The sequence below is a fragment of the Leisingera aquaemixtae genome, assembly GCF_006740765.1.
Taxonomy (GTDB): Bacteria; Pseudomonadota; Alphaproteobacteria; order Rhodobacterales; family Rhodobacteraceae; genus Leisingera; species Leisingera aquaemixtae.
Genome location: NZ_CP041159.1, coordinates 2,572,474 through 2,590,885, shown reverse-complemented (window position 1 = coordinate 2,590,885; position 18,412 = coordinate 2,572,474). Strand labels below are relative to the sequence as shown.

The 18,412-nt window shown below is 64.8% G+C and carries 17 protein-coding genes, 1 other RNA gene and 1 riboswitch; of the genes, 11 read left to right on the top strand and 7 right to left on the bottom strand.

All coding sequences use genetic code 11. From position 1 onward, the window contains the following. The first annotated feature begins 168 nt into the window (after positions 1–168). Positions 169–711, top strand: a complete 543-nt coding sequence (locus tag R2C4_RS14325) for a protein-tyrosine phosphatase family protein (RefSeq protein ID WP_058285072.1) — start codon at positions 169–171, stop codon at positions 709–711. Positions 712–841: 130 nt separating this feature from the next. On the opposite strand, the gene R2C4_RS14320 is transcribed toward R2C4_RS14325, so the two are convergent. Both R2C4_RS14320 and R2C4_RS14315 read right to left on the bottom strand, forming a co-directional pair. Continuing rightward, positions 842–1,246 carry a hypothetical protein gene (locus tag R2C4_RS14320; protein WP_141891164.1) on the bottom strand — a complete coding sequence of 135 codons (405 nt, stop codon included), beginning with the start codon at positions 1,244–1,246 and terminating at the stop codon, positions 842–844. 107 nt (positions 1,247–1,353) lie between these two features. Then, positions 1,354–1,576: riboswitch (cobalamin riboswitch) on the bottom strand. An 18-nt stretch (positions 1,577–1,594) separates the two neighbouring features. Further along, positions 1,595–2,203 carry a TetR/AcrR family transcriptional regulator gene (locus R2C4_RS14315; protein WP_141891163.1) on the bottom strand — a complete coding sequence of 203 codons (609 nt, stop codon included), beginning with the start codon at positions 2,201–2,203 and terminating at the stop codon, positions 1,595–1,597. Between the two features lie 70 nt (positions 2,204–2,273). Here R2C4_RS14315 and R2C4_RS14310 point away from each other — a divergent pair, with 70 nt between their 5' ends. Continuing rightward, entirely contained in the window at positions 2,274–3,152 is an 879-nt protein-coding gene (locus R2C4_RS14310; protein WP_141891162.1) for an alpha/beta hydrolase family protein, read from the top strand. Between the two features lie 24 nt (positions 3,153–3,176). Here R2C4_RS14310 and R2C4_RS14305 read toward each other — a convergent pair whose 3' ends face one another. Both R2C4_RS14305 and nudC read right to left on the bottom strand, forming a co-directional pair. Further along, on the bottom strand, positions 3,177–3,644 hold the full coding sequence (locus R2C4_RS14305) for an SRPBCC family protein (protein ID WP_141891161.1): 468 nt from the start codon (positions 3,642–3,644) through the stop codon (positions 3,177–3,179). A 52-nt stretch (positions 3,645–3,696) separates the two neighbouring features. Beyond that, positions 3,697–4,683 (bottom strand): NAD(+) diphosphatase, encoded by a 987-nt coding sequence (gene nudC / locus R2C4_RS14300; RefSeq protein WP_141891160.1) that lies wholly within the window; start codon positions 4,681–4,683, stop codon positions 3,697–3,699. A 334-nt stretch (positions 4,684–5,017) separates the two neighbouring features. On the opposite strand from nudC, the gene R2C4_RS14295 reads away from it, so the two are divergent. Both R2C4_RS14295 and ffs read left to right on the top strand, forming a co-directional pair. After that, on the top strand, positions 5,018–6,874 hold the full coding sequence (locus R2C4_RS14295) for a 5'-nucleotidase C-terminal domain-containing protein (protein ID WP_141891159.1): 1,857 nt from the start codon (positions 5,018–5,020) through the stop codon (positions 6,872–6,874). A gap of 63 nt (positions 6,875–6,937) precedes the next feature. Further along, positions 6,938–7,036, top strand: an RNA gene (ffs, locus tag R2C4_RS14290) — signal recognition particle sRNA small type. Between the two features lie 192 nt (positions 7,037–7,228). Here ffs and R2C4_RS14285 read toward each other — a convergent pair. Beyond that, a complete protein-coding gene (locus R2C4_RS14285) occupies positions 7,229–8,062 on the bottom strand; it encodes a prephenate dehydratase (RefSeq protein ID WP_141891158.1) in 834 nt (277 codons plus the stop codon). A 118-nt stretch (positions 8,063–8,180) separates the two neighbouring features. Between R2C4_RS14285 and R2C4_RS14280 the strand changes: the two genes are divergently transcribed. Beyond that, positions 8,181–8,687 (top strand): c-type cytochrome, encoded by a 507-nt coding sequence (locus tag R2C4_RS14280; RefSeq protein WP_141891157.1) that lies wholly within the window; start codon positions 8,181–8,183, stop codon positions 8,685–8,687. 85 nt (positions 8,688–8,772) lie between these two features. Here the strand turns inward: R2C4_RS14280 and R2C4_RS14275 are convergent, their stop codons facing one another. Beyond that, entirely contained in the window at positions 8,773–9,009 is a 237-nt protein-coding gene (locus R2C4_RS14275) for a putative hemolysin (protein ID WP_058285081.1), read from the bottom strand. Positions 9,010–9,226: 217 nt separating this feature from the next. On the opposite strand from R2C4_RS14275, the gene R2C4_RS14270 reads away from it, so the two are divergent. The 5 genes from R2C4_RS14270 to R2C4_RS14250 all read left to right on the top strand — a co-directional run bounded on the left by R2C4_RS14270 (position 9,227) and on the right by R2C4_RS14250 (position 15,886). After that, positions 9,227–11,140 carry an extracellular solute-binding protein gene (locus tag R2C4_RS14270; protein WP_141891156.1) on the top strand — a complete coding sequence of 638 codons (1,914 nt, stop codon included), beginning with the start codon at positions 9,227–9,229 and terminating at the stop codon, positions 11,138–11,140. Positions 11,141–11,149: 9 nt separating this feature from the next. Further along, the gene (locus R2C4_RS14265; RefSeq protein ID WP_141891155.1) at positions 11,150–12,235 is read left to right on the top strand and encodes a microcin C ABC transporter permease YejB; all 1,086 of its coding nucleotides are present in this window, start codon (positions 11,150–11,152) and stop codon (positions 12,233–12,235) included. A gap of 3 nt (positions 12,236–12,238) precedes the next feature. Then, the gene (locus R2C4_RS14260) at positions 12,239–13,345 is read left to right on the top strand and encodes an ABC transporter permease (protein WP_141891154.1); all 1,107 of its coding nucleotides are present in this window, start codon (positions 12,239–12,241) and stop codon (positions 13,343–13,345) included. Positions 13,346–13,445: 100 nt separating this feature from the next. Continuing rightward, on the top strand, positions 13,446–15,041 hold the full coding sequence (locus R2C4_RS14255) for an ABC transporter ATP-binding protein (RefSeq protein WP_141891153.1): 1,596 nt from the start codon (positions 13,446–13,448) through the stop codon (positions 15,039–15,041). Positions 15,042–15,157: 116 nt separating this feature from the next. Continuing rightward, positions 15,158–15,886, top strand: a complete 729-nt coding sequence (locus tag R2C4_RS14250) for a helix-turn-helix domain-containing protein (protein WP_058285086.1) — start codon at positions 15,158–15,160, stop codon at positions 15,884–15,886. 272 nt (positions 15,887–16,158) lie between these two features. On the opposite strand, the gene hemN is transcribed toward R2C4_RS14250, so the two are convergent. Beyond that, entirely contained in the window at positions 16,159–17,514 is a 1,356-nt protein-coding gene (gene hemN, locus R2C4_RS14245) for an oxygen-independent coproporphyrinogen III oxidase (protein ID WP_141891152.1), read from the bottom strand. A gap of 62 nt (positions 17,515–17,576) precedes the next feature. Between hemN and fnrL the strand changes: the two genes are divergently transcribed. After that, positions 17,577–18,317: a transcriptional regulator FnrL gene (gene fnrL / locus R2C4_RS14240; RefSeq protein WP_058285088.1), complete on the top strand. Its 741-nt coding sequence runs from the start codon at positions 17,577–17,579 to the stop codon at positions 18,315–18,317. The last annotated feature ends 95 nt before the right edge of the window (positions 18,318–18,412 follow it).

The following is an 18,412-nucleotide window of genomic DNA, read 5'->3' as shown; positions in this document are numbered from 1 at the left end:
CGGGCGCCCCGCGTTGCGCGCAGGGTATTGAACCGCAGCCCGTTCGTCCACCGCAGAAGGGCGCAATCCAGGGCCGCAAAAGGGCTTTGGCATTGCGCGGTTAACGGCTAGGCTGCTGGGGCGGGGCAACGCGGGGGACAGCAGGAGCGCAGCGGCTAAGGAGGCGGTATGCGATCTGAAGAAACCTCTGAACCAGCAGCGCCGGACACGGCGGCGCCGGTCGGGCTGACCATCCACGCGCTGTCTGCGGGCGGCGGTATTCTGGCGCTGTGCCGGCTTCCCGGCGCGGAGGGCGATTACCGGGGCGACCTGATCCAGATCTATCAATGGAAGCCGGGGCTGGTGTTTTCAATGACCACCGAGGCCGAGCACGTGGCCGCCGGTGCGCCACGGCTGGGGGTGGATATCCAGAGCATGGCCTGCCGCTGGGTGCATCTGCCGGTGCCGGATTTCCAGGTGCCGCCGCCGGCGGTGGCGGCGAAATGGCCTGCGGCCAGCCAGTCGGCGCGGCAGGCGCTGGCGGGCGGCGGCCGGGTGCTGGTGCATTGCCGGGGCGGCTGCGGGCGGTCCGGCATGGCGGTGCTGCGGCTGATGATCGAATGCGGCGAGGATCCAGCGCTGGCGCTAACGCGGCTGCGGGCGGTCAGGCCCTGTGCGGTGGAGACCGAGGCGCAGCTGGATTGGGCCTGCGCGGGGCAGGTGGCAGGTTAGATCGCAGGGTCATCCAAATTGACTTTCGCCCGGCCGATAGGCCGGGCTGCAACCGGGCTTCCGCAAGGGAGGGCGCATTCGCCCCCTCACAGGCTTGGGCGCAGCCCTTAGAGCATAGATAATTTTGTGCTCAAAACGCCATCATCTGCTCAGCCTGCCGCGCCTCCGCGGTTTTCGGCAGCGCTTCCATCAGCGCGCAGGGGCGGGCGTCCAGTTTTGACGCCGCAAAGCCGGTGCCGTCGCGGTTGAGGATGGCATCGGCAAAACGGTCGAGGCCCTCGCGCGGGACGTCCTCGCCAACGCCGCAGAACAGGCGGATCCGGTCGTGGCTGGCCACGAACTGCGCCGGGCAATTGCGCGGGCAGCCGTCCAGCGCAGTGGTGCCGGTGATCTCGAAATCCTCCTGGGTCAGGGGCTTGGCCTTGGTCATCGCCTCGGCCAGCTTGCCGATCATCCGCTCTGCGGCGGGGCAGGGGCGCCCCAGATACTTGCAATCCGTTGCCGCATAGAAATGCGTTGTGTCCGTCCACATCATATTTGCGCCCTCCGCGCGTGGTGCGGGGGGCAGAAGACAAGAGACCGGATGAGAAAGCGGGAGTCCCGCGGTGCCATCAGACCCTGTCCGGACACCCCGCCCGGGTTCGAGTTTCACATTCGATGGCAGGTCTCCTGACTTGCGGGTCGTCGCTGTCCCGATCCTTCCCGGCCTCTTTACGGGCCAGTGGCTCTATCGGGGTCGCTCGCCGCTTACAGTTGCGGGGGCAGTCGCGGAATTGGCCTTGCCTGGGGCGGGGCCGCACCGTGTTCCCTTTTCATCCCGGACACAAGATTCTGTGGCACGGGAACCATCACCACAAGCGGTAGCGGTTGGTTCCGTGAGTCGTCAATCGGTTTTCTGCGGCGGCATTTGCATCTGGGTGTGCAGGGCACGGATCACATCCGAGTCGCGCCGCACCCGCGCCAGCTGCCAGCCGCCCTGCAGCAGAATATAGAAATTCTCCGCCGCTGCGCGCGCCTCCTCCTGCGGCAGGCCCAGGCGCTGGGCGTGGCGGGCGGTGGCGGCGATCCAGCTTTCGAACAGATCCGCGGCGTGCTGGCGGAAGGCGTTGTTCTCCGGCCCGGCGAACAGGGTTGCAGAGACCGGGCATCCGCTCCACTTGCCTTGCTTGTCAAAGAGTTTTGCCAGTTTGTAGCAGACCGTCTTGGCCCCGGCCCGAAAGCTGGGCGCCGGGGCGAAGGCGGCGTCGATCAGTGCCAGCATTTGGTCCGAGGCCCAGGTGGACGCCGCCAGCGCAAGGTCGGATTTGCCGTTGGGGAAATGGTGGTAGAGCGAGCCCTTGGGCGCCCCGGCTGCGGCCAGAAGCTCCGCCAGCCCGGTGCCGTTGTAGCCCTTGTTGCGGAACAGTTCGGCCGCAGCGCGGATCAGCCGGTCCCGGGTCGGGGCCGGAGCCTGGCTGCTGGCAGGCGGGCTGGCTGTCGTCACGTCAGTCATGGCGGCAGCTTGACAGCATTAGACCAATTGGTCCAGTCAGGAAGTGGACCAATTGGTCTAGGAGGCTGCCATGCTGGACAGACACGCAGAACATACCGCCGGTATCCGGGAGGAAGCGCTGCGCTTTGCGTCCGGGGAGGCCGTGCTGGCGGGGCGGCTGTACCATCCGGGCGGGACGGCGCGGGCGGCGGTGGTGCTGAACGGCGCAACCGGGGTGCCGCAGCGGTTTTACCGGCATTTTGCGCGCTGGCTGGCAGCGGAGCAGCAGATTGCCTGCCTGACCTTTGACTACACGGATTCCGGGGACTCGGCGCGGGGACATCCGCGCCGGTCCAAGATCACAATGGCCGATTGGGCGCTGGCGGATCAGCCTGCTGCCCGGGCCGAAATGCGGCGGCACTATGCGGGCGTGCCGTTGTGGGTGATCGGCCATTCGCTGGGGGCGATGCTGATGCCCCTGCAGAATGATCTTGAGGACGTCGCCCGCATGATCGTGGTTGCGGGCGGCTTGGTGCATCACCACGATCATCCCTGGCCCTACCGTGCGCTGGCACTGGCTTTCTGGTTCGGCCATGTGCCGCTGGCGGTCCGTGCCCTGGGGTATCTTCCCGGGCGTGCGGTGGGGTTCGGGGCCGATTTGCCGGCGGGGGTTTACTGGCAATGGCGGCGCTGGTGCACCACCCGGGGCAGCTATCTGCCGGAGACCGGCCAAAGCCTGCCGCTGCCCCGCTGGGCAGAGACCGGCATCCCGGTGGATTTGTTTGCGCTGGCAGATGACGACGTCGTGCCGCCGCCGGCCGTTTGGCGGCTGGGCGAGGTTTTTGGCGGCGCAAACCAGCGCCGCACGGTTCTGGCGCCGCAGGATCTGGGGCTGAAGGCAATCGGCCATCTGGGCGCGTTTGCCCGCGAGAATGCCGCGCTGTGGCCGCGGCTGCTGCCGCAGCCCTGACCTGTTGCGGCGCGGCGCAGCGGCTTAGGCGGTGCGTTTCAGCCGCTCTTCGCTGAATTTGGCGAATTCCGCCAGCCGCAGCTTGAACCGGCTGGTCAGCTTGCTGCGCGCAAGCTTCAGCGACTGCACCAGCAGGCGGCCGGTCAGATTGGTGGGTGACAGCTCCAGCTGTACCGCCATCCGCGTCCGCTGCGGCGACAGCGCCAGCAGTTCGATCTCCATCCGGCCGTCGATGCCGCTGCCGCTGCCGGTCAGGGCCAGCCCGGTCTCCGGCGTATAGGACGCCAGCGTCAGCCGGATCTCGCGCGGCTTGCCGCGGAAGCTGAAATTCAGATCCCAGGCCAGCCCGCTCTCAGGCTGTGAGAGGTCGCCGGTGCGCTGCAGCTCGACGCCGCGGCGCAGGGCGGAGCGCTCCATCAGCTCAAAATCGGAGATTGCGCCGAACACCTCTGCAATCGGGGCTTCGATATCTTCTTTGCTTTTTATCTTCATGTCTGCCTGCCTCAGCTGCGCCGTCCGGCTGCGGTTTGGGGCAATATGCGCCCTAGTCCAGCGTGTCCGCAAGCCAGTTCTTCAGCAGGAAATGGGCAATCGCCCCTTCCCGCGCGGGCTTCAGCACCGGGTGTTCGCCTGCAAAGACGGTCATCATCTCCTGGCGGCTGACCCACAGCGCGTCTTCGATCTCGGACGGGTCGATGGTGATGCCGCGGCTCAGCGCCTCGCCTGCGCAGCCGAACATCAGCGACATCGGAAAGGCCCAGGGTTGCGAGGAGAGGTAGCTGACGCGGCCGACTTTGACGCCGGTTTCCTCCAGCACCTCGCGGCGCACCGCGGCCTCCAGCGTCTCGCCGGGTTCGACAAAGCCTGCGAGCAGCGAATACATCCCTTCGGGCCAGCCGGGCGAGCGGCCCATCAGCACTGAATCGCCATGGGTGATCAGCATGATCACAACCGGATCGGTGCGCGGGAAATGCGGTGCCTTGCAGGCCGGGCAGATGCGCTGCCAGCCTGCTTGCGCCACATCGCTCGGCGCACCGCAGCAGGCGCAGAACCGGTGGCTGCGGTGCCAGGCCAGCATCGCCTTGGCGGTGGAGGCCAGCTCGGCCTCCAGCGGCGTCAGGCGGGTCATCACCCGGCGCAGCTCGGCAAACACATGGGCGGGCGGCAGATCCGGGTGCTGCTGTTCGCTGGCATCGGCAAAGCTGTTGAGCGCGTCCGGGTCCAGTCCTTCGGGCTGCCAGCCGCTGAGATCGCAGGCAAAGCAGGGGGCGCCGCCGGGGGTGAGGCCAAGGAACAGCGCCGTGTCCCGGCGGCTGGCGGCCAGCGGATGGTCCGGCGCGGTCCAGGCCAGGCCGCAGGGCAGGTTTGCGTCTTCTGCGCGCCGGGCCAGTGGTTTGCCGCGCCACATCAGCAGCACCTGGGTCTGCGGGCTGGTCCAGGCGGCGTCCAGCGCTGCCGCGTCGGTGCGCAGATGCGCGGCGCGGTCCAGCCCGCCGCCGCCGCCGAAAGTCACCTGTTCTGCGCGTTTCATGGCGGCTCTCCTTTGGCTGGCGGCAGGACGCCGTGGCTGCCGGGTGAAATGATGCAATCCATGACAGTGTGCCGCAGGCGGTGCCAGCATTCCGCTGCGATCTGCGCTTGCCTGTCGCTGCACCGCCACACCTGCCCGGCCGCCGCGGGGGCTATTGCCAGCAAACCATGGTGCAACCGAGCCGCAGCGCATGGGCGGGCGGAAAAAGTTAACAGAGTGCTTAAAGGAGTTATTGCAAATCCTTAAATCGCTGATTCAAATAGCCGCTAATCAAGAATGGCGCCGAATGGTGCGACAGGAGCGGCGGGCAGGCGGTGTCAGCAGAGATTCGGACATGACAGGCGGGGCAGGGGCTCCGGAGACCCGGCCCGCTGGGGTACTGCGCGTGCTGGCGACCACGGACCTGCACTGCAACCTGCTGAGCCACGATTACTATGCCGACCGTCCGGATCCGGCCATTGGCCTGTCCCGGGTGGCCAGCCTGATCCGCCGGGCGCGGGCCGAGGCGGCGGAACAGGGCGCGGCCTGCATCCTGGTCGACAATGGCGACGGTCTGCAGGGGTCGCCGCTGGGGGACATCGTGCCCGGTGCCCCGGGGCCGCATCCGCTAGCGCGGGCCTTTCAGGTGCTGGAATATGACGCGGCGGGCCTGGGCAATCACGACTTTGACTTTGGCCTTGCGGCGCTGGCGGGGGTGCTGCGGGACATGCCGTGCCCGGTGCTGTGCTCCAACCTGACCGCCGTGCAGGCGGAAATTGACCTGCCTTTTGCGAATACGGCGGTGCTGGAGCGGCAGATCCCAGGCTGCCCCGGGCTGCCGCCGGTGCGGATCGGGCTGCTGTCGGTGCTGCCGCCGCAGACGCTGATCTGGTGCGGCCGGGCGCTGGAGGTTCAACTGGCCGCAACGGGCATCGTGGAGACCGCCGAGGGGGAGGCCCGGCGGCTGAGGGAGCAGGGCTGCGATCTGGTGCTGGCGCTGGCGCACACCGGGATTGCTGCCGGGACCGGTGCGGACAGCAGCGAGAACGCGCTGGAGCAGCTGGCGGCACTGCCCGGGATTGACGCGGTGGTGGGCGGCCATACCCATCTGACGCTGCCTGGACCGGAGCACGCCTTTGCCAAACCGGTGGTGATGCCGGGGGCGCATGGATCGCATCTGGGGGTGATCAGCCTGGAGCTGGAGTACGGCGATGCGGGCTGGCGGCCCGCCGGCGGCAGCGCCAGCCTGCGGCCGGTGGCGCAGACGGGGCGCTCCGGTGCTGCTGTGCCGCTGACGGAGGAGGAGCCAAGCTTCACCCGGGCGCTGGCCGCGGATCATGCCCGCACCCTGGAGCGGATGCGGCAGCCTGCGGGCTACAGCCCGGTAGCGATGCATTCCTATTTCACCTTCTTTGCGCCCGACCGGGGGCTCGCGCTGGTCGCCAGCGCCCAGGCGGCTGCGGTGCGGCCGCTGCTGCGGGGCACCGCGGCGGAAGCCCTGCCGCTGCTGTCTGCGGCGGCACCCTGCAAGTTCGGCGGCCGCTCCGGCCCTCACTATTATACCGACATCGCAGCCGGGGAGCTGTGCGCCCGAAATATTGCCGATCTGCAGGTGTTCCCGAACGAGCTGCGGGTGGTTGCGGTCACCGGCGCGCAGTTGCGGGAGTGGCTGGAGATGTCGGCAGGGCTGTTCAACCGGATCGCGCCCGGCAGCCGCGGCACATTGCTGGCCGATCCGCAGCGGGCGGGGCACCACTTCGATGTGATCTTCGGGCTGACCTATCAGATCTGCCTGTCGCAGCCGCCGCGCTATTCCGCTAGCGGAGAGTGCATCAATCCCTCGGCGCAGCGGATCCTGGATCTCAGCTGGAACGGCCGTTCGGTGGCACCGGAGCAGCGCTTTGCGGTTGCCGCCAACAGTTACCGGGTCAGCGGCGGCGGCAGCTTCCGGATGCTGCACGCGGCGGAGGAGCTGCCGCTGGCGCCGATGCGGATCCGCCAGGCGGTGCGCGACTATATCGCCGGGCAGCTGCCTGCGGACCCGCTGGCGGAGGCGCCCTATCCCTGGCAGCTGGCGCCGATGCCCGGCACCAGCGCGGTGGCTGTGACCGGGCCGGGCGCGGCTGCTCACCTGGACGAGCTGCCCGCCGGTCTGGCAGAGCCGCGCGGCTTCGGCAGCGGCGGCTTCTGGGAGATTGAACTGAACCTTTGAGCCTGTGACCGCAGGCCGGGCACGGCCCTTGCCAATCCCGGCGGCGGTCCTTATATCGGGATTCGAGAGGTTGGCGCGGGCAGGCGCCTCGCCAACCTGGTCAGGTCCGGAAGGAAGCAGCCACAACGAGCCCCGCTTGGGTCGATGTCCAGCCTCTCACTTTACTCCCCCGCACAGAATGCAGAACGGGATGCCTCCCGCCCGCTTCGGAGCAATCAAAGATTGCTCCGCCGCCGTTGGGCCCGGCGCCGCGCTGCCGCGCGGCGGGGTCCGCTGCTTCATCTGGCTGAAAATATCCTGGGGTGAATTGGCCGTGAGGCCAAAAGGGGCAAAGCCCCTCAGCCTTTTTTGCGCTCAGAACCGGCCGTTGTCGGCGGGGTAGACGCCGACGATTTCCACATTGGTGGTGAAATAGCTTAGCTCATCCATCGCCAGCTGCACATTGGCATCATCCGGGTGGCCTTCGATGTCGGCATAGAACTGGGTGGCGGTGAACGACCCGTCGACCATATAGCTCTCCAGCTTGGTCATGTTGATGCCATTGGTGGCGAAGCCGCCCATCGCCTTATACAGCGCCGCCGGGATGTTGCGCACCTGAAAGACAAAGCTGGTGATCATGTTGTGGGCGCCGCGGCGGGTGTAATCAATATCTTTCGCCATGATCAGGAAGCGGGTGGTGTTGTCGCCGTTGTCCTCGATATGGCGGGCCAGCACGTCCAGCCCGTAGATCTCGCCCGCCAGCTCGCTCGCCAGCGCGGCAGAGTGGATGTCGCCGGCTTCGGCCACGTCACGGGCGGCGCGGGCATTGTCGGGGCTGACGCGGCCCCGGATGCCATGCTCGCGCAGGAAGCTGGCGCATTGCGGCAGCAGCACCAGGTGCGAATGCGCCTCGCGGATGTCTTCCAGCTTGGCCCCCGGCACTGCCAGCAGGTTGATATGCACCCGCACAAACGCCTCGTCGACGATGTGCAGCCCGCTGTGCGGCAAGAGCCGGTGGCTGTCGGCGACACGGCCATAAGTGGAGTTCTCCACCGGCAGCATTGCCTGTTCCGCCTCGCCGCTGCGCACGGCCTCCAGAATGTCCTCGAACGTGCGGCAGGGCAGCACCTCCATGCCGGGGCGGGCAATGCGGCAAGCCTCGTGGCTATAGGAGCCAAGCTCCCCCTGAATGGCGATTTTGCGGCTCATGGGTGTGTTCCCCGTGCAAAACTTCAAGATTTGGGCGTTTCGTCGCGCTGTCTATACCTTGCCACTTGCAAGGGGAAGCCTTAGACACCCCAGCAGACAGCTAAATGGACTCGCGATCATGTTTGACACGATGACCCTCACCAAAGCGACCGCAGGCGTCTGCGGCGCGTTCCTGGTATTCCTTCTGGGCAAATGGGGCGCAGAAGTACTGTATCACATGGACAGCCACGGTGAGGCTTCCTATGTGATCGAAGTTGCCACCGACGATGGCGCCGGCAGCGATGAGCCGGAAGTCAGCTTTGCAGAGCTGATGGCCACCGCCGACCCCGCCAAAGGCGCCAAGGTGTTCAAGAAATGCTCCGCCTGCCACAAGCTGGCAGATGGCGCCAACGCAACCGGCCCGTATCTGTACGGCGTGGTTGGCCGCGACATCGCCGCCGCGGCGGGCTTTGGCTATTCCGGCGCACTGACCAGCCTCGAAGGCGCCTGGACCCCGGAAGAACTGGACGCGTTTCTGGCCAAGCCGTCGGCCTATGCCTCCGGCACCACCATGTCGTTCTCCGGCCTGAAGAAGCAGAGCGACCGGGTGGATCTTATCGCTTATCTGGACAGCCTGGACGACTGATCCGGACCGCTGTCCCAGCTATCCACAAAAAGAAGCCGCTGCGATTTGCAGCGGCTTTTTTCGCGCCTGGCAGGGCGGGGCTGGCTCAGGCCGGGTTGTTTTCCCGGTAATAGGCCAGCGCATCGCGCTCCTGGCCGTCGGGCAGAATGCAGACGCCGATCGTGCCGGACTTGCCGCTGCGCAGCACGTACTGGCCGCCGGCCTGCACGCAATAGGCCTCTTCCGGGCTGGTATAGACCACTTCCTCTTCCTGCTGGGCGCAGGCGCTGAGCGCGGCGGCTCCGGCAACCGCAAGAGCAGCAAATTTCATTGATTTCAGCATCGGCAGACTCCCTCGTTCTTTAACGCAATTGTGATATGAGGCTGGCAGGTAATTTTATTTCGCGCAAGCGCGGGCGCGCGCAGGTCATTGTTTCGGCTGCTTTATGCCCAGAACACTTTGCCAATCACCCAATCTCAACTTGAATGTTACCGCCCCCGGACATTAGCTTGAGGGCAGAAATCCGGGCCGAAGTTCCGGGCAAAGGAGGTCATGGCAGATGAAAACCGCTCGAGCTGCGGCACGCGTGCGCGTGAAAGACAGGGCGAACCCGCTGCAGGCCGCGGCGGCGCTGGCCTTGGGGTTCGTTCTGGCACTGGCGGCGGCCACGCTGGCCAAGGCGGAAGAAGCCGTCATCAAGAGCCACGGCTTCGCCGAATTCGGTGAGCTGAAATACCCGGAAGGCTTTGCCCGTTTCGATTACGTGAACCCGGAGGCGCCCAAGGGCGGCGAGCTGTCGATCTCTGCCGTCGGCACGTTTGACAGCATGAACCCCTTCACCCGCAAGGGGCGGGCCGGGGCGCTGTCTTCGGACCATTTCGAAAGCCTGCTGGTGGAATCCTATGATGAGCCGGGCTCCTACTACGGGCTGATCGCCGAGAGCCTGGAATACCCCGAGAGCCAGGACTGGGTGATCTTCAACCTGCGGCCTGAAGCAAAGTTTTCCGACGGCACCCCGGTCACTGCCGATGACGTGGTGTTTTCCCACAACATCCTGCTGGACCAGGGGCTGAAATCCTATGCCGAGGCGGTGCGCAAACGCATTCCCAAGGCCGAGGCCCTGGACCCGCACCGGGTGAAGTTCCATTTCAGCCCGGACTTCCCGCGCCGGGCGATGATCACCCAGGTGGGCGGCACGCCGGTGTTCTCCAAGGCCTGGTTCGAGGCCGACCCGGAGAACCGCCGCCTGGATGAGCCGCGGCTGGATCCGGGCATCGGCTCCGGCCCCTACATGCTGGAAAGCGCCGAGGTGAACCAGCGCATCACCTACAAGCGGAACCCCGTTTATTGGGGCGCGGACCTGAACGTGAATGCGGGCCGCCACAACTATGACCGCATCCGGGTGGAGTATTTCGGCGACGCGATTGCCGCGATGGAAGGGTTCAAGGCGGGGGTCTATACCCTGCGGCCGGAAAACAACTCCAAGAGCTGGGCAACCGCCTATGATTTTGCCGCGGTGGAAAAGGGCCAGGTGGTCAAGGGTGAAATCCCCGACGGCAACGTGCCGGCCGCGAACGGGTTTGTGATGAACCTGCTCAAACCCAAGTTCCAGGACATCCGCTTGCGCGAGGCGCTGCAGCTGGCGTTCAACTTCGAATGGACCAACGATAGCCTGCAATACGGGCTGTTCCGCCACCGCTCGTCCTTCTGGCAGGATTCTCCGCTTGCGGCGAAGGGCCTGCCTGAGGGGCGTGAGAAAGAGGTTCTGGAGGCGCTGGGAGATCAGATCGACCCGTCGATCCTGACCTCGGAACCGGTGATGGCGCATAGCTCCAAGGCGTCGCGGCCCGGCGACCGCAAGAACCTGCGCCGGGCGATGAAGCTGCTGGAAGAGGCCGGCTGGACGGTTGGCGATGACGGGGTGCGCCGCAACGCCGAAGGCAAAGTGCTGAAGGTCGAGTTCCTGGCCGACAGCCCGACCATCGAGCGGATCGTGCAGCCCTATATCAGCAACCTGCGCTCCATGGGGGTGGATGCGGTGCTGAACCGGGTGGACTACGCCCAATACACCAGCCGCCGCCGGGAGAAGGAGTTCGACATGATCTCCCATGCCTATCCGATGTCGCTGGAGCCCTCGACTGGTCTCTATCAGTACTTCGGCTCCGAGGCGCATGAGTATTCCGTGTTCAACCCGGCAGGTCTGGCCGATCCGGCAGTGGATACGCTGATCGGCAATATCGTCAACGCCACCACCCAGGAGGAGCTGCGCGCCAACGCCCGCGCGCTGGACCGGGTGCTGCGCGCCAAGCGGTTCATGGTCCCGACCTGGTATCTGGACGTGAATTGGATCGCCTATTGGGACATGTACCGCCACCCGGAAAATCTGCCGCCGTATAACACGGGGATGCTGGATCTGTGGTGGATCGACGCCGCCCGGGAGGCCGAACTTAAGGCCGCTGGCGCTCTGCGGTAAGACACAGACATGGCAGCTTATATCTTCCGACGCCTGCTTTTGGTGATACCGACGCTGTTCGGCATCCTGCTGGTGAATTTTGCCCTGGTGCAGTTTGTGCCCGGCGGCCCCGTGGAGCAGATCATCGCCCAGCTTGAAGGCGGCGGCGACGTGTTTGAGGGCTTTGCCGGCGGCGGCGGCGACGCTGGCACCGAGGCGATCAGCGCCAATGAGAACTATGCCGGCCGCCAGGGCCTGCCGCCGGAGCTGATCAAGGAACTGGAGCAGCAGTTCGGCCTCGACAAGCCGCCCCTGGAGCGGTTTCTGACGATGCTGTGGAACTATGTGCAGTTCGACTTCGGCGAGAGCTATTTCCGCAAGATCGACGTGACAGACCTGGTGCTGGAAAAGATGCCGGTGTCGATTTCGCTGGGCCTGTGGTCGACGGTGATCGCCTATCTGATCTCGATCCCGATGGGCATCCGCAAGGCGCTGGGGGACGGTTCGCGCTTTGACACCTGGACCAGCGGCGTGATCATTGCCGCCTATGCGATCCCGTCCTTCCTGTTTGCCATCATGCTGCTGGTGCTGTTTGCCGGCGGCTCCTACTGGCAGATCTTCCCGCTGCGCGGGCTGACGTCGGACAATTGGGAACAGCTGAGCCTGCTGAGCAAGATCGGCGATTACTTCTGGCATATCGCGCTGCCGGTGCTGGCCTCGACCATCGGCGCCTTTGCGACGCTGACATTGCTGACCAAGAACTCCTTCCTGGATGAGATCAAGAAGCAATACGTGATGACAGCGCGCGCCAAGGGCCTGAGCGAGAACCGGGTGCTGTACGGCCATGTGTTCCGCAACGCGATGCTGATCGTGATCGCGGGCTTCCCGTCAGTGTTCATCGGCATCTTCTTCTCCGGCTCGCTGATCATCGAGACGATCTTCTCGCTCGACGGCTTGGGGCGGCTGGGGTTCGAGGCCGCGGTGGCGCGGGATTACCCGGTGATCTTCGGCACGCTGTTCATCTTCGGCCTGATGAGCCTGGTGGTCGGCATCATCTCCGACCTGATGTATGTGCTGGTCGATCCGCGCATCGACTTTGAAAAGCGGGAGGGCTGAGGAATGGCGCTTTCCCCGCTGAACCAGCGCCGCTGGAACAATTTCCGCAAAAACAAGCGTGCCTTCTGGTCGCTGATCATCTTTTCGGTGCTGTTCACGCTATCGCTGTTTGCCGAGTTCATCGCAAACGACAAGCCGATCCTCGTAAGCTACCGTGGCGAGCTTTACACGCCGGTCTTCAAGTTCTACCCGGAGACCCAATTCGGCGGTGACTTCCGGACCGAGGCGATTTACAGTGACCCGGAAGTGGAATGCCTGATCCGCTCCGGCGGGATCGAGGACTGCTTTGATGAGCCTGAAGTGATCCTTGAGGAGATTGCTACAGGCACCTATGCCGCCGATGGGTTCGAGGAAGGCTGGACCCTCTGGCCGCCGATCCCCTACAGCTTCAACACCACCGTCGACCGCCCCGGCGCGGCACCGCTGCCGCCCAATGGCCAGAACCTTTTGGGCACAGATGACACCAAGCGCGATGTGCTGGCGCGGGTGATCCACGGCTTCCGCCTGTCGATCCTGTTCACCCTGATCGTGACCGGCGCCGCCACGGTGCTGGGCATCCTCGCCGGCGCGGTGCAGGGGTATTTCGGCGGCTGGCTGGATCTGGTGTTCCAGCGCATCATCGAGATCTGGAGCTCCACTCCGACGCTTTATGTGATCATCATTATGTTTGCGATCCTGGGGCGCAGTTTCTGGCTGCTGGTGTTCCTGATGGTGCTGTTCGGCTGGACCGCGCTGGTGGGGGTGGTGCGGGCCGAGTTCCTGCGTGCCCGGAACCTGGAATACGTCCGCGCGGCCAAGGCGCTGGGGGTCGGTAACATGACCATCATGTTCCGCCACATGCTGCCCAATGCGATGGTGGCGACGTTGACCATGCTGCCGTTTATCGTGACCGGCACCATATCTGCGCTGGCGGGGCTGGACTTCCTCGGCTTCGGCCTGCCGTCCTCGGCGCCCAGCTTGGGCGAGCTGACGCTGCAGGCCAAGCAGAACCTGGAGGCACCCTGGCTGGCCTTCACCGCCTTCTTCACCTTCGCGATCATGCTGTCGCTGCTGGTGTTCATCTTTGAGGGCGTGCGGGATGCGTTCGATCCGAGGAAGACGTTTTCATGATTGAGAAAAATACCAGGGTTGCGCCTGCCGGGGGGCAGGCAGGCGCGACCCGGGCCGCAAGCGGCCCGGGTTTTGAGCGGCGTGCCAGAGGCAAAACATAATGAGCAACACACCCAAAGCCCCCCTCCTGAACGTTAAAGACCTCCGCGTCTCCTTCCGGCAGGACGGCAAGATCACCCCGGCCGTGCGCGGCGTGTCCTTCTCGGTGGGCCGCGGCGAGACCGTGGCGCTGGTGGGCGAGTCGGGCTCCGGCAAATCGGTCTCGGCGCTGTCCACAGTCTCTCTGCTGGGCGACAGCGCCATCGTCGAAGGCTCCGTCACCTATGACGGCACCGAGATGGTCGGGGCCAGTGAAAAGCACCTGATGCGGGTGCGCGGCAATGACATCAGCTTCATCTTCCAGGAGCCGATGACCTCTCTCAACCCGCTGCACACCATCGAACGGCAGCTTGAGGAGTCGCTGGCGCTGCACCAAGGCCTGACCGGCAAAGCGGCGCGGGTGCGTATCCTGGAACTGATGGACAAGGTCGGCATCCGCGATGCGGAAAGCCGGCTCAACGCCTATCCGCATCAGCTGTCGGGCGGACAGCGGCAGCGGGTGATGATCGCCATGGCGCTCGCCAACAAGCCCGACATTCTGATTGCGGACGAGCCGACCACGGCGCTGGACGTGACCATCCAGGCGCAGATCCTCGACCTCCTGGCGGAGCTGAAGGAAAGCGAGGGCATGGGGCTGCTGTTCATCACCCACGACCTTGGCATCGTGCGCCGCATTGCCGACCGGGTCTGCGTGATGAAAGACGGCGAGATTGTCGAGGAAGGCCCGGCGGCGGAGATCTTTGCCGCCCCAAAACACCCCTATACGCAGAAACTGCTGGCCGCCGAACCGTCCGGGACCCCGCCGCCGGTGCCGCAGGGCGCCGAAGAGCTGGTTGCGACCCGTGATCTCAAGGTCTGGTTCCCGATCCAGCGGGGGCTGCTGAAACGCACTGTGGGCCATGTGAAGGCGGTGAACCCGGTGACGGTTTCTGTCCGCGCGGGCGAGACGCTGGGGATCGTGGGTGAAAGCGGCTCCGGCAAGACCACGCTGGCGCTGGCGATCATGCGGCTGATCGGCTCTGAAGGGCAGGTCACCTTTCAGGGCCAGGACCTGCGTAAATGGTCGACCCGCGACCTGCGCAAATTGCGCAAGGATATGCAGATTGTGTTTCAGGATCCGTTCGGCTCGCTCAGCCCGCGGATGACCTGCGCCCAGATCATCGCGGAGGGGCTGGCGATCCACAAGGTGGACCAGCACCGCGACACCCGCGAACTGGTGGCCGAGGTGATGCGCGAGGTGGGGCTGGACCCGGCGGCAATGGACCGTTACCCGCATGAGTTCTCCGGCGGCCAGCGCCAGCGCATCGCCATTGCCCGCGCCATGGTGCTGCGGCCCAAGCTGGTGGTGCTGGATGAGCCGACCTCGGCGCTGGACATGACGGTACAGGTGCAGATTGTCGAACTGCTGCGCGATCTGCAGGCACGCTACGGGCTGGCGTATCTGTTCATCAGCCATGACCTGAATGTGGTGCGGGCAATGTCGCACAGCGTGCTGGTGATGAACCAGGGCGATGTGGTCGAAGCCGGGCCTGCAGATGCCCTGTTCCGCAACCCGCAGCAGGACTATACCAGAAGGCTTTTGGCCGCCGCCGGATAAACTCTTGGGGTTGCGGGTATAATGAGCGTTAACGGTGCGCGCATAGAGTGCATAAATGATAATCAGTTTAAAACTGCGTAAAATTATGCAAAAATACCGCCATGCAAAAGAGTGGAATGGATCTTTATGAAAGATTCATGTCAGCACGGACCAGCGCTGACAGGTGGCGTATTGCAAACGAGGTCATGGCCTCGCTCGGAGCTATTGCGCTGAACGTGGCGGAAGTTGAAATAAAAACCCGCAGGCTGCTTTGGCTGAGAAGCAGCATGACCCGGGCATTCCTTGCCGAATATGCGCAGCAGAAATTCTACGAAGTGGACCAGTTTGTTTCGGGAATCGGTCTGCCGTTCTACCCGTCGCTGCACGTAACCGGCACGCTGGAGCGCGCAACGGCGCCAAGCCAGCGGCATTTGGACTTCAATTGGACGACCTGGGATATGGGCTACACCTTGGGGTATGCGATGCGGTTTGCGGGGGCTTGTCCGGGCACCAGCAAGACGGTCGTGTTTTGTGCTGGCGAAACAGCATCGGAGTTCACCGCGGAGCAGTTTGAGAAGATCCGGCAGGCAGGAACGGCTGTTGCTGCCTTTATCGGCGCGCCGGGCTTTGGGGAAGAGTATCCGGCCTTCCCAGCTCAGGATCGAGGCAGCGCTCTGTCGAGCCGGGAAAAACAGATGCTGGCCTTGCTGGCCGCGGGTTATCTGAACACCCGCATCGCGCACGAACTGGGAATCGCTGAGGTCACCGTCCGAAAGACCCTGTTGTCCGCCCGCCGCAAACTGGGCGCGAAGACGCGCGAGGAGGCGCTGGCGATTGCCGTCAGGTCCGGCCTTCTGGACTTTTGAAAAGGCCGGGACTGGCATCCCGGCCTTTCTCAAATGGTTCGGTTCTGAAATTCCGGTCCCGTCCCGTACCCGAGTACCAGAGCGGGTTGAAACGGACCGCTGGAAACGGCTGCGTCTGCAGCCTCGTCGCGTTCCGGGAGGAACAACGCTTGCAAACGCGGAAAGGCCTGCGTTTGCGCTGCGATGGGGAATCCCGGAACGCAAATCCAGTATGCAATCAGACAGCAGCCTGCGCCAGCTATCGATACCGATATGGACCTCTGGCCGGGAGCTCAGATCGCCGGGCTGTGCCCTGCTTTGCTCAGCTCATAGGCATCAAGGCTGCGGGCGATCATCCGGGTCAGCGGCCGGGCCTCCCGCATGATGGCCAGACCCGCAGGCGACAGTTCCAGCATGCCGGGAAACGCCTCTGCGGTGCTGCGCAGCAGCGCGTCCAGACGGTCCGGGGAAACATCGAACCGGGACAGAATCTCCTGGCGGCAGATCCGGAAATCGCACATCAGCGCTTCGATCAGACGCGCCCGCAGCAAATCCTCGCCCTGAAAGACGTGGCCGCGGGCGGTGGCAAACTGGCCTGCGCGGATGGCCCGGATGTAATCCGAGGTGCCTGGGGCGTTCTGGGCGTAGCCCTGCGGGAATCTTGAAATGGCGGAGGCGCCGATGCCGATCAGCACGTCTGAGGGATCGTCGGTATAGCCCTGGAAATTGCGCCGCAACCGGCCGCTGCGCTGGGCAATGGCCAGCCCGTCCGCGGGCCGCGAGAAATGGTCGATGCCGATCTCCCGGTAGCCGTCCCACAGGAACAGCTGGCGGGCGGTCTCAAACAGTTCCAGCCGCGCCTCCGGCGTTGGCAGCGTGTCGGAGCGGATCATGCTTTGGCGCCCGGCCATCCAGGGCACATGGGCATAGCCGTAGACGGCCACCCGGTCAGGGGTGAGCGACAGCAGCTTCTGCACGCTTTCGGTCATTCGCTCCGGGGTCTGATGCGGCAGCCCGAACAGGATATCGGCGTTGAGGCTGCCGATCCCGTGTGCCCGCAGCATGTCGATGGCCCGCTTGGTGGTCTCGAAACTCTGGATCCGGCCGATCGCCTGCTGAATGGTGCTGTCGAAATCCTGCACTCCGACAGAGGCGCGGTTCATGCCCGCCCCGGCCAGCGCATCCAGGCGCCGGTCGCCGACCTCGTTCGGGTCGATCTCGACCGAGAACTCGGCATATGGCGCCAGCGGGAATGCGCCGGTAATCGCTGCGGCCAGATCCCGGATCTGGCTGGCGTTCAGCAGGGTCGGGGTGCCGCCGCCCCAATGCAGGCGCGACAGGGTGATACCCTCTGGCAGCTGCCGGCGGAGCAAGGCGATCTCCGCTTTCAGAACCTCCACATAGGCCGCTACAGGCGCGTCCGATTGGGTGCCCTGGGTGCGGCAAGCGCAGAACCAGCACAATCTGCGGCAGAAAGGCACATGCACATACAAGGAAATTTTGCTGCCCGCGCGAACACTGGATATCCAATTGGAAAATTGGGCGGAATCGGTTGCTTTGCCAAAATGCGGCGCTGTTGGATAACTCGTATAGCGCGGCACTCTGGCGTCAAACAATCCGAGTTTGGCCAATTGAGCTTTCTGATCCATTCCATTACCGTTAAGGGTACGCGCGAGCCCAATCCTTGACCCAGATCAACCGGACCCCCGAAATGAACGCTCCTATCCTGTCACAGTCCAGATGCGGGGACTGCCCGATCCGCCACCGTGCCGTCTGCGCGCGTTGCAATGCGGATGAGCTGGAGGAGCTGGATGCCATCAAATACTACCGCACCTATGAGGCGGGGCAGCCGATTATCTGGTCGGGCGACGTGATGAATTTCGTCGGCTCGGTGGTGTCAGGCATTGCGTCTCTGACCCAGACAATGGAGGACGGGCGCACCCAGATGGTCGGGTTGCTGCTGCCCAGCGATTTTGTCGGCCGCCCCGGACGTGAAGGCGCGGCCTACGATGTGGCGGCGACCACCGATGTGGTGATGTGCTGCTTCCGCAAGAAGCCGTTCGAGGAGCTGATGGAGCGCACGCCGCATATTGCGCACCGGCTTCTGGAGATGACGCTGGACGAGCTGGACGCGGCGCGGGAGTGGATGCTGGTGCTGGGCCGCAAGACCGCGCGCGAAAAGATCGCGAGCCTGCTGGCGATCATTGCGCGGCGCGATGCCACTCTGACGCCGGGCGGCGCCACCAACCGGATGGTGTTCGACCTGCCGCTGACCCGCGAGGCGATGGCCGATTACCTGGGCCTGACGCTGGAAACCGTGAGCCGCCAGATCTCGGCGCTCAAGAAGGACGGCATCATCGAACTGGAGGGCAAGCGGCATGTGACCGTGCCCGACATGCGCCGCCTGATGGAAGAGGCCGGCGACGACAGCGACGGCGGCTTCCTGGGCTAAGGGCGCGGGCGGCATTCTGAGCATTCCCTGATTCACCTGCCGCCGGTTGCGGGCGGCCCGTCGGCGCGGGTCTGCGCTGCGGCCAAACCCGCGTG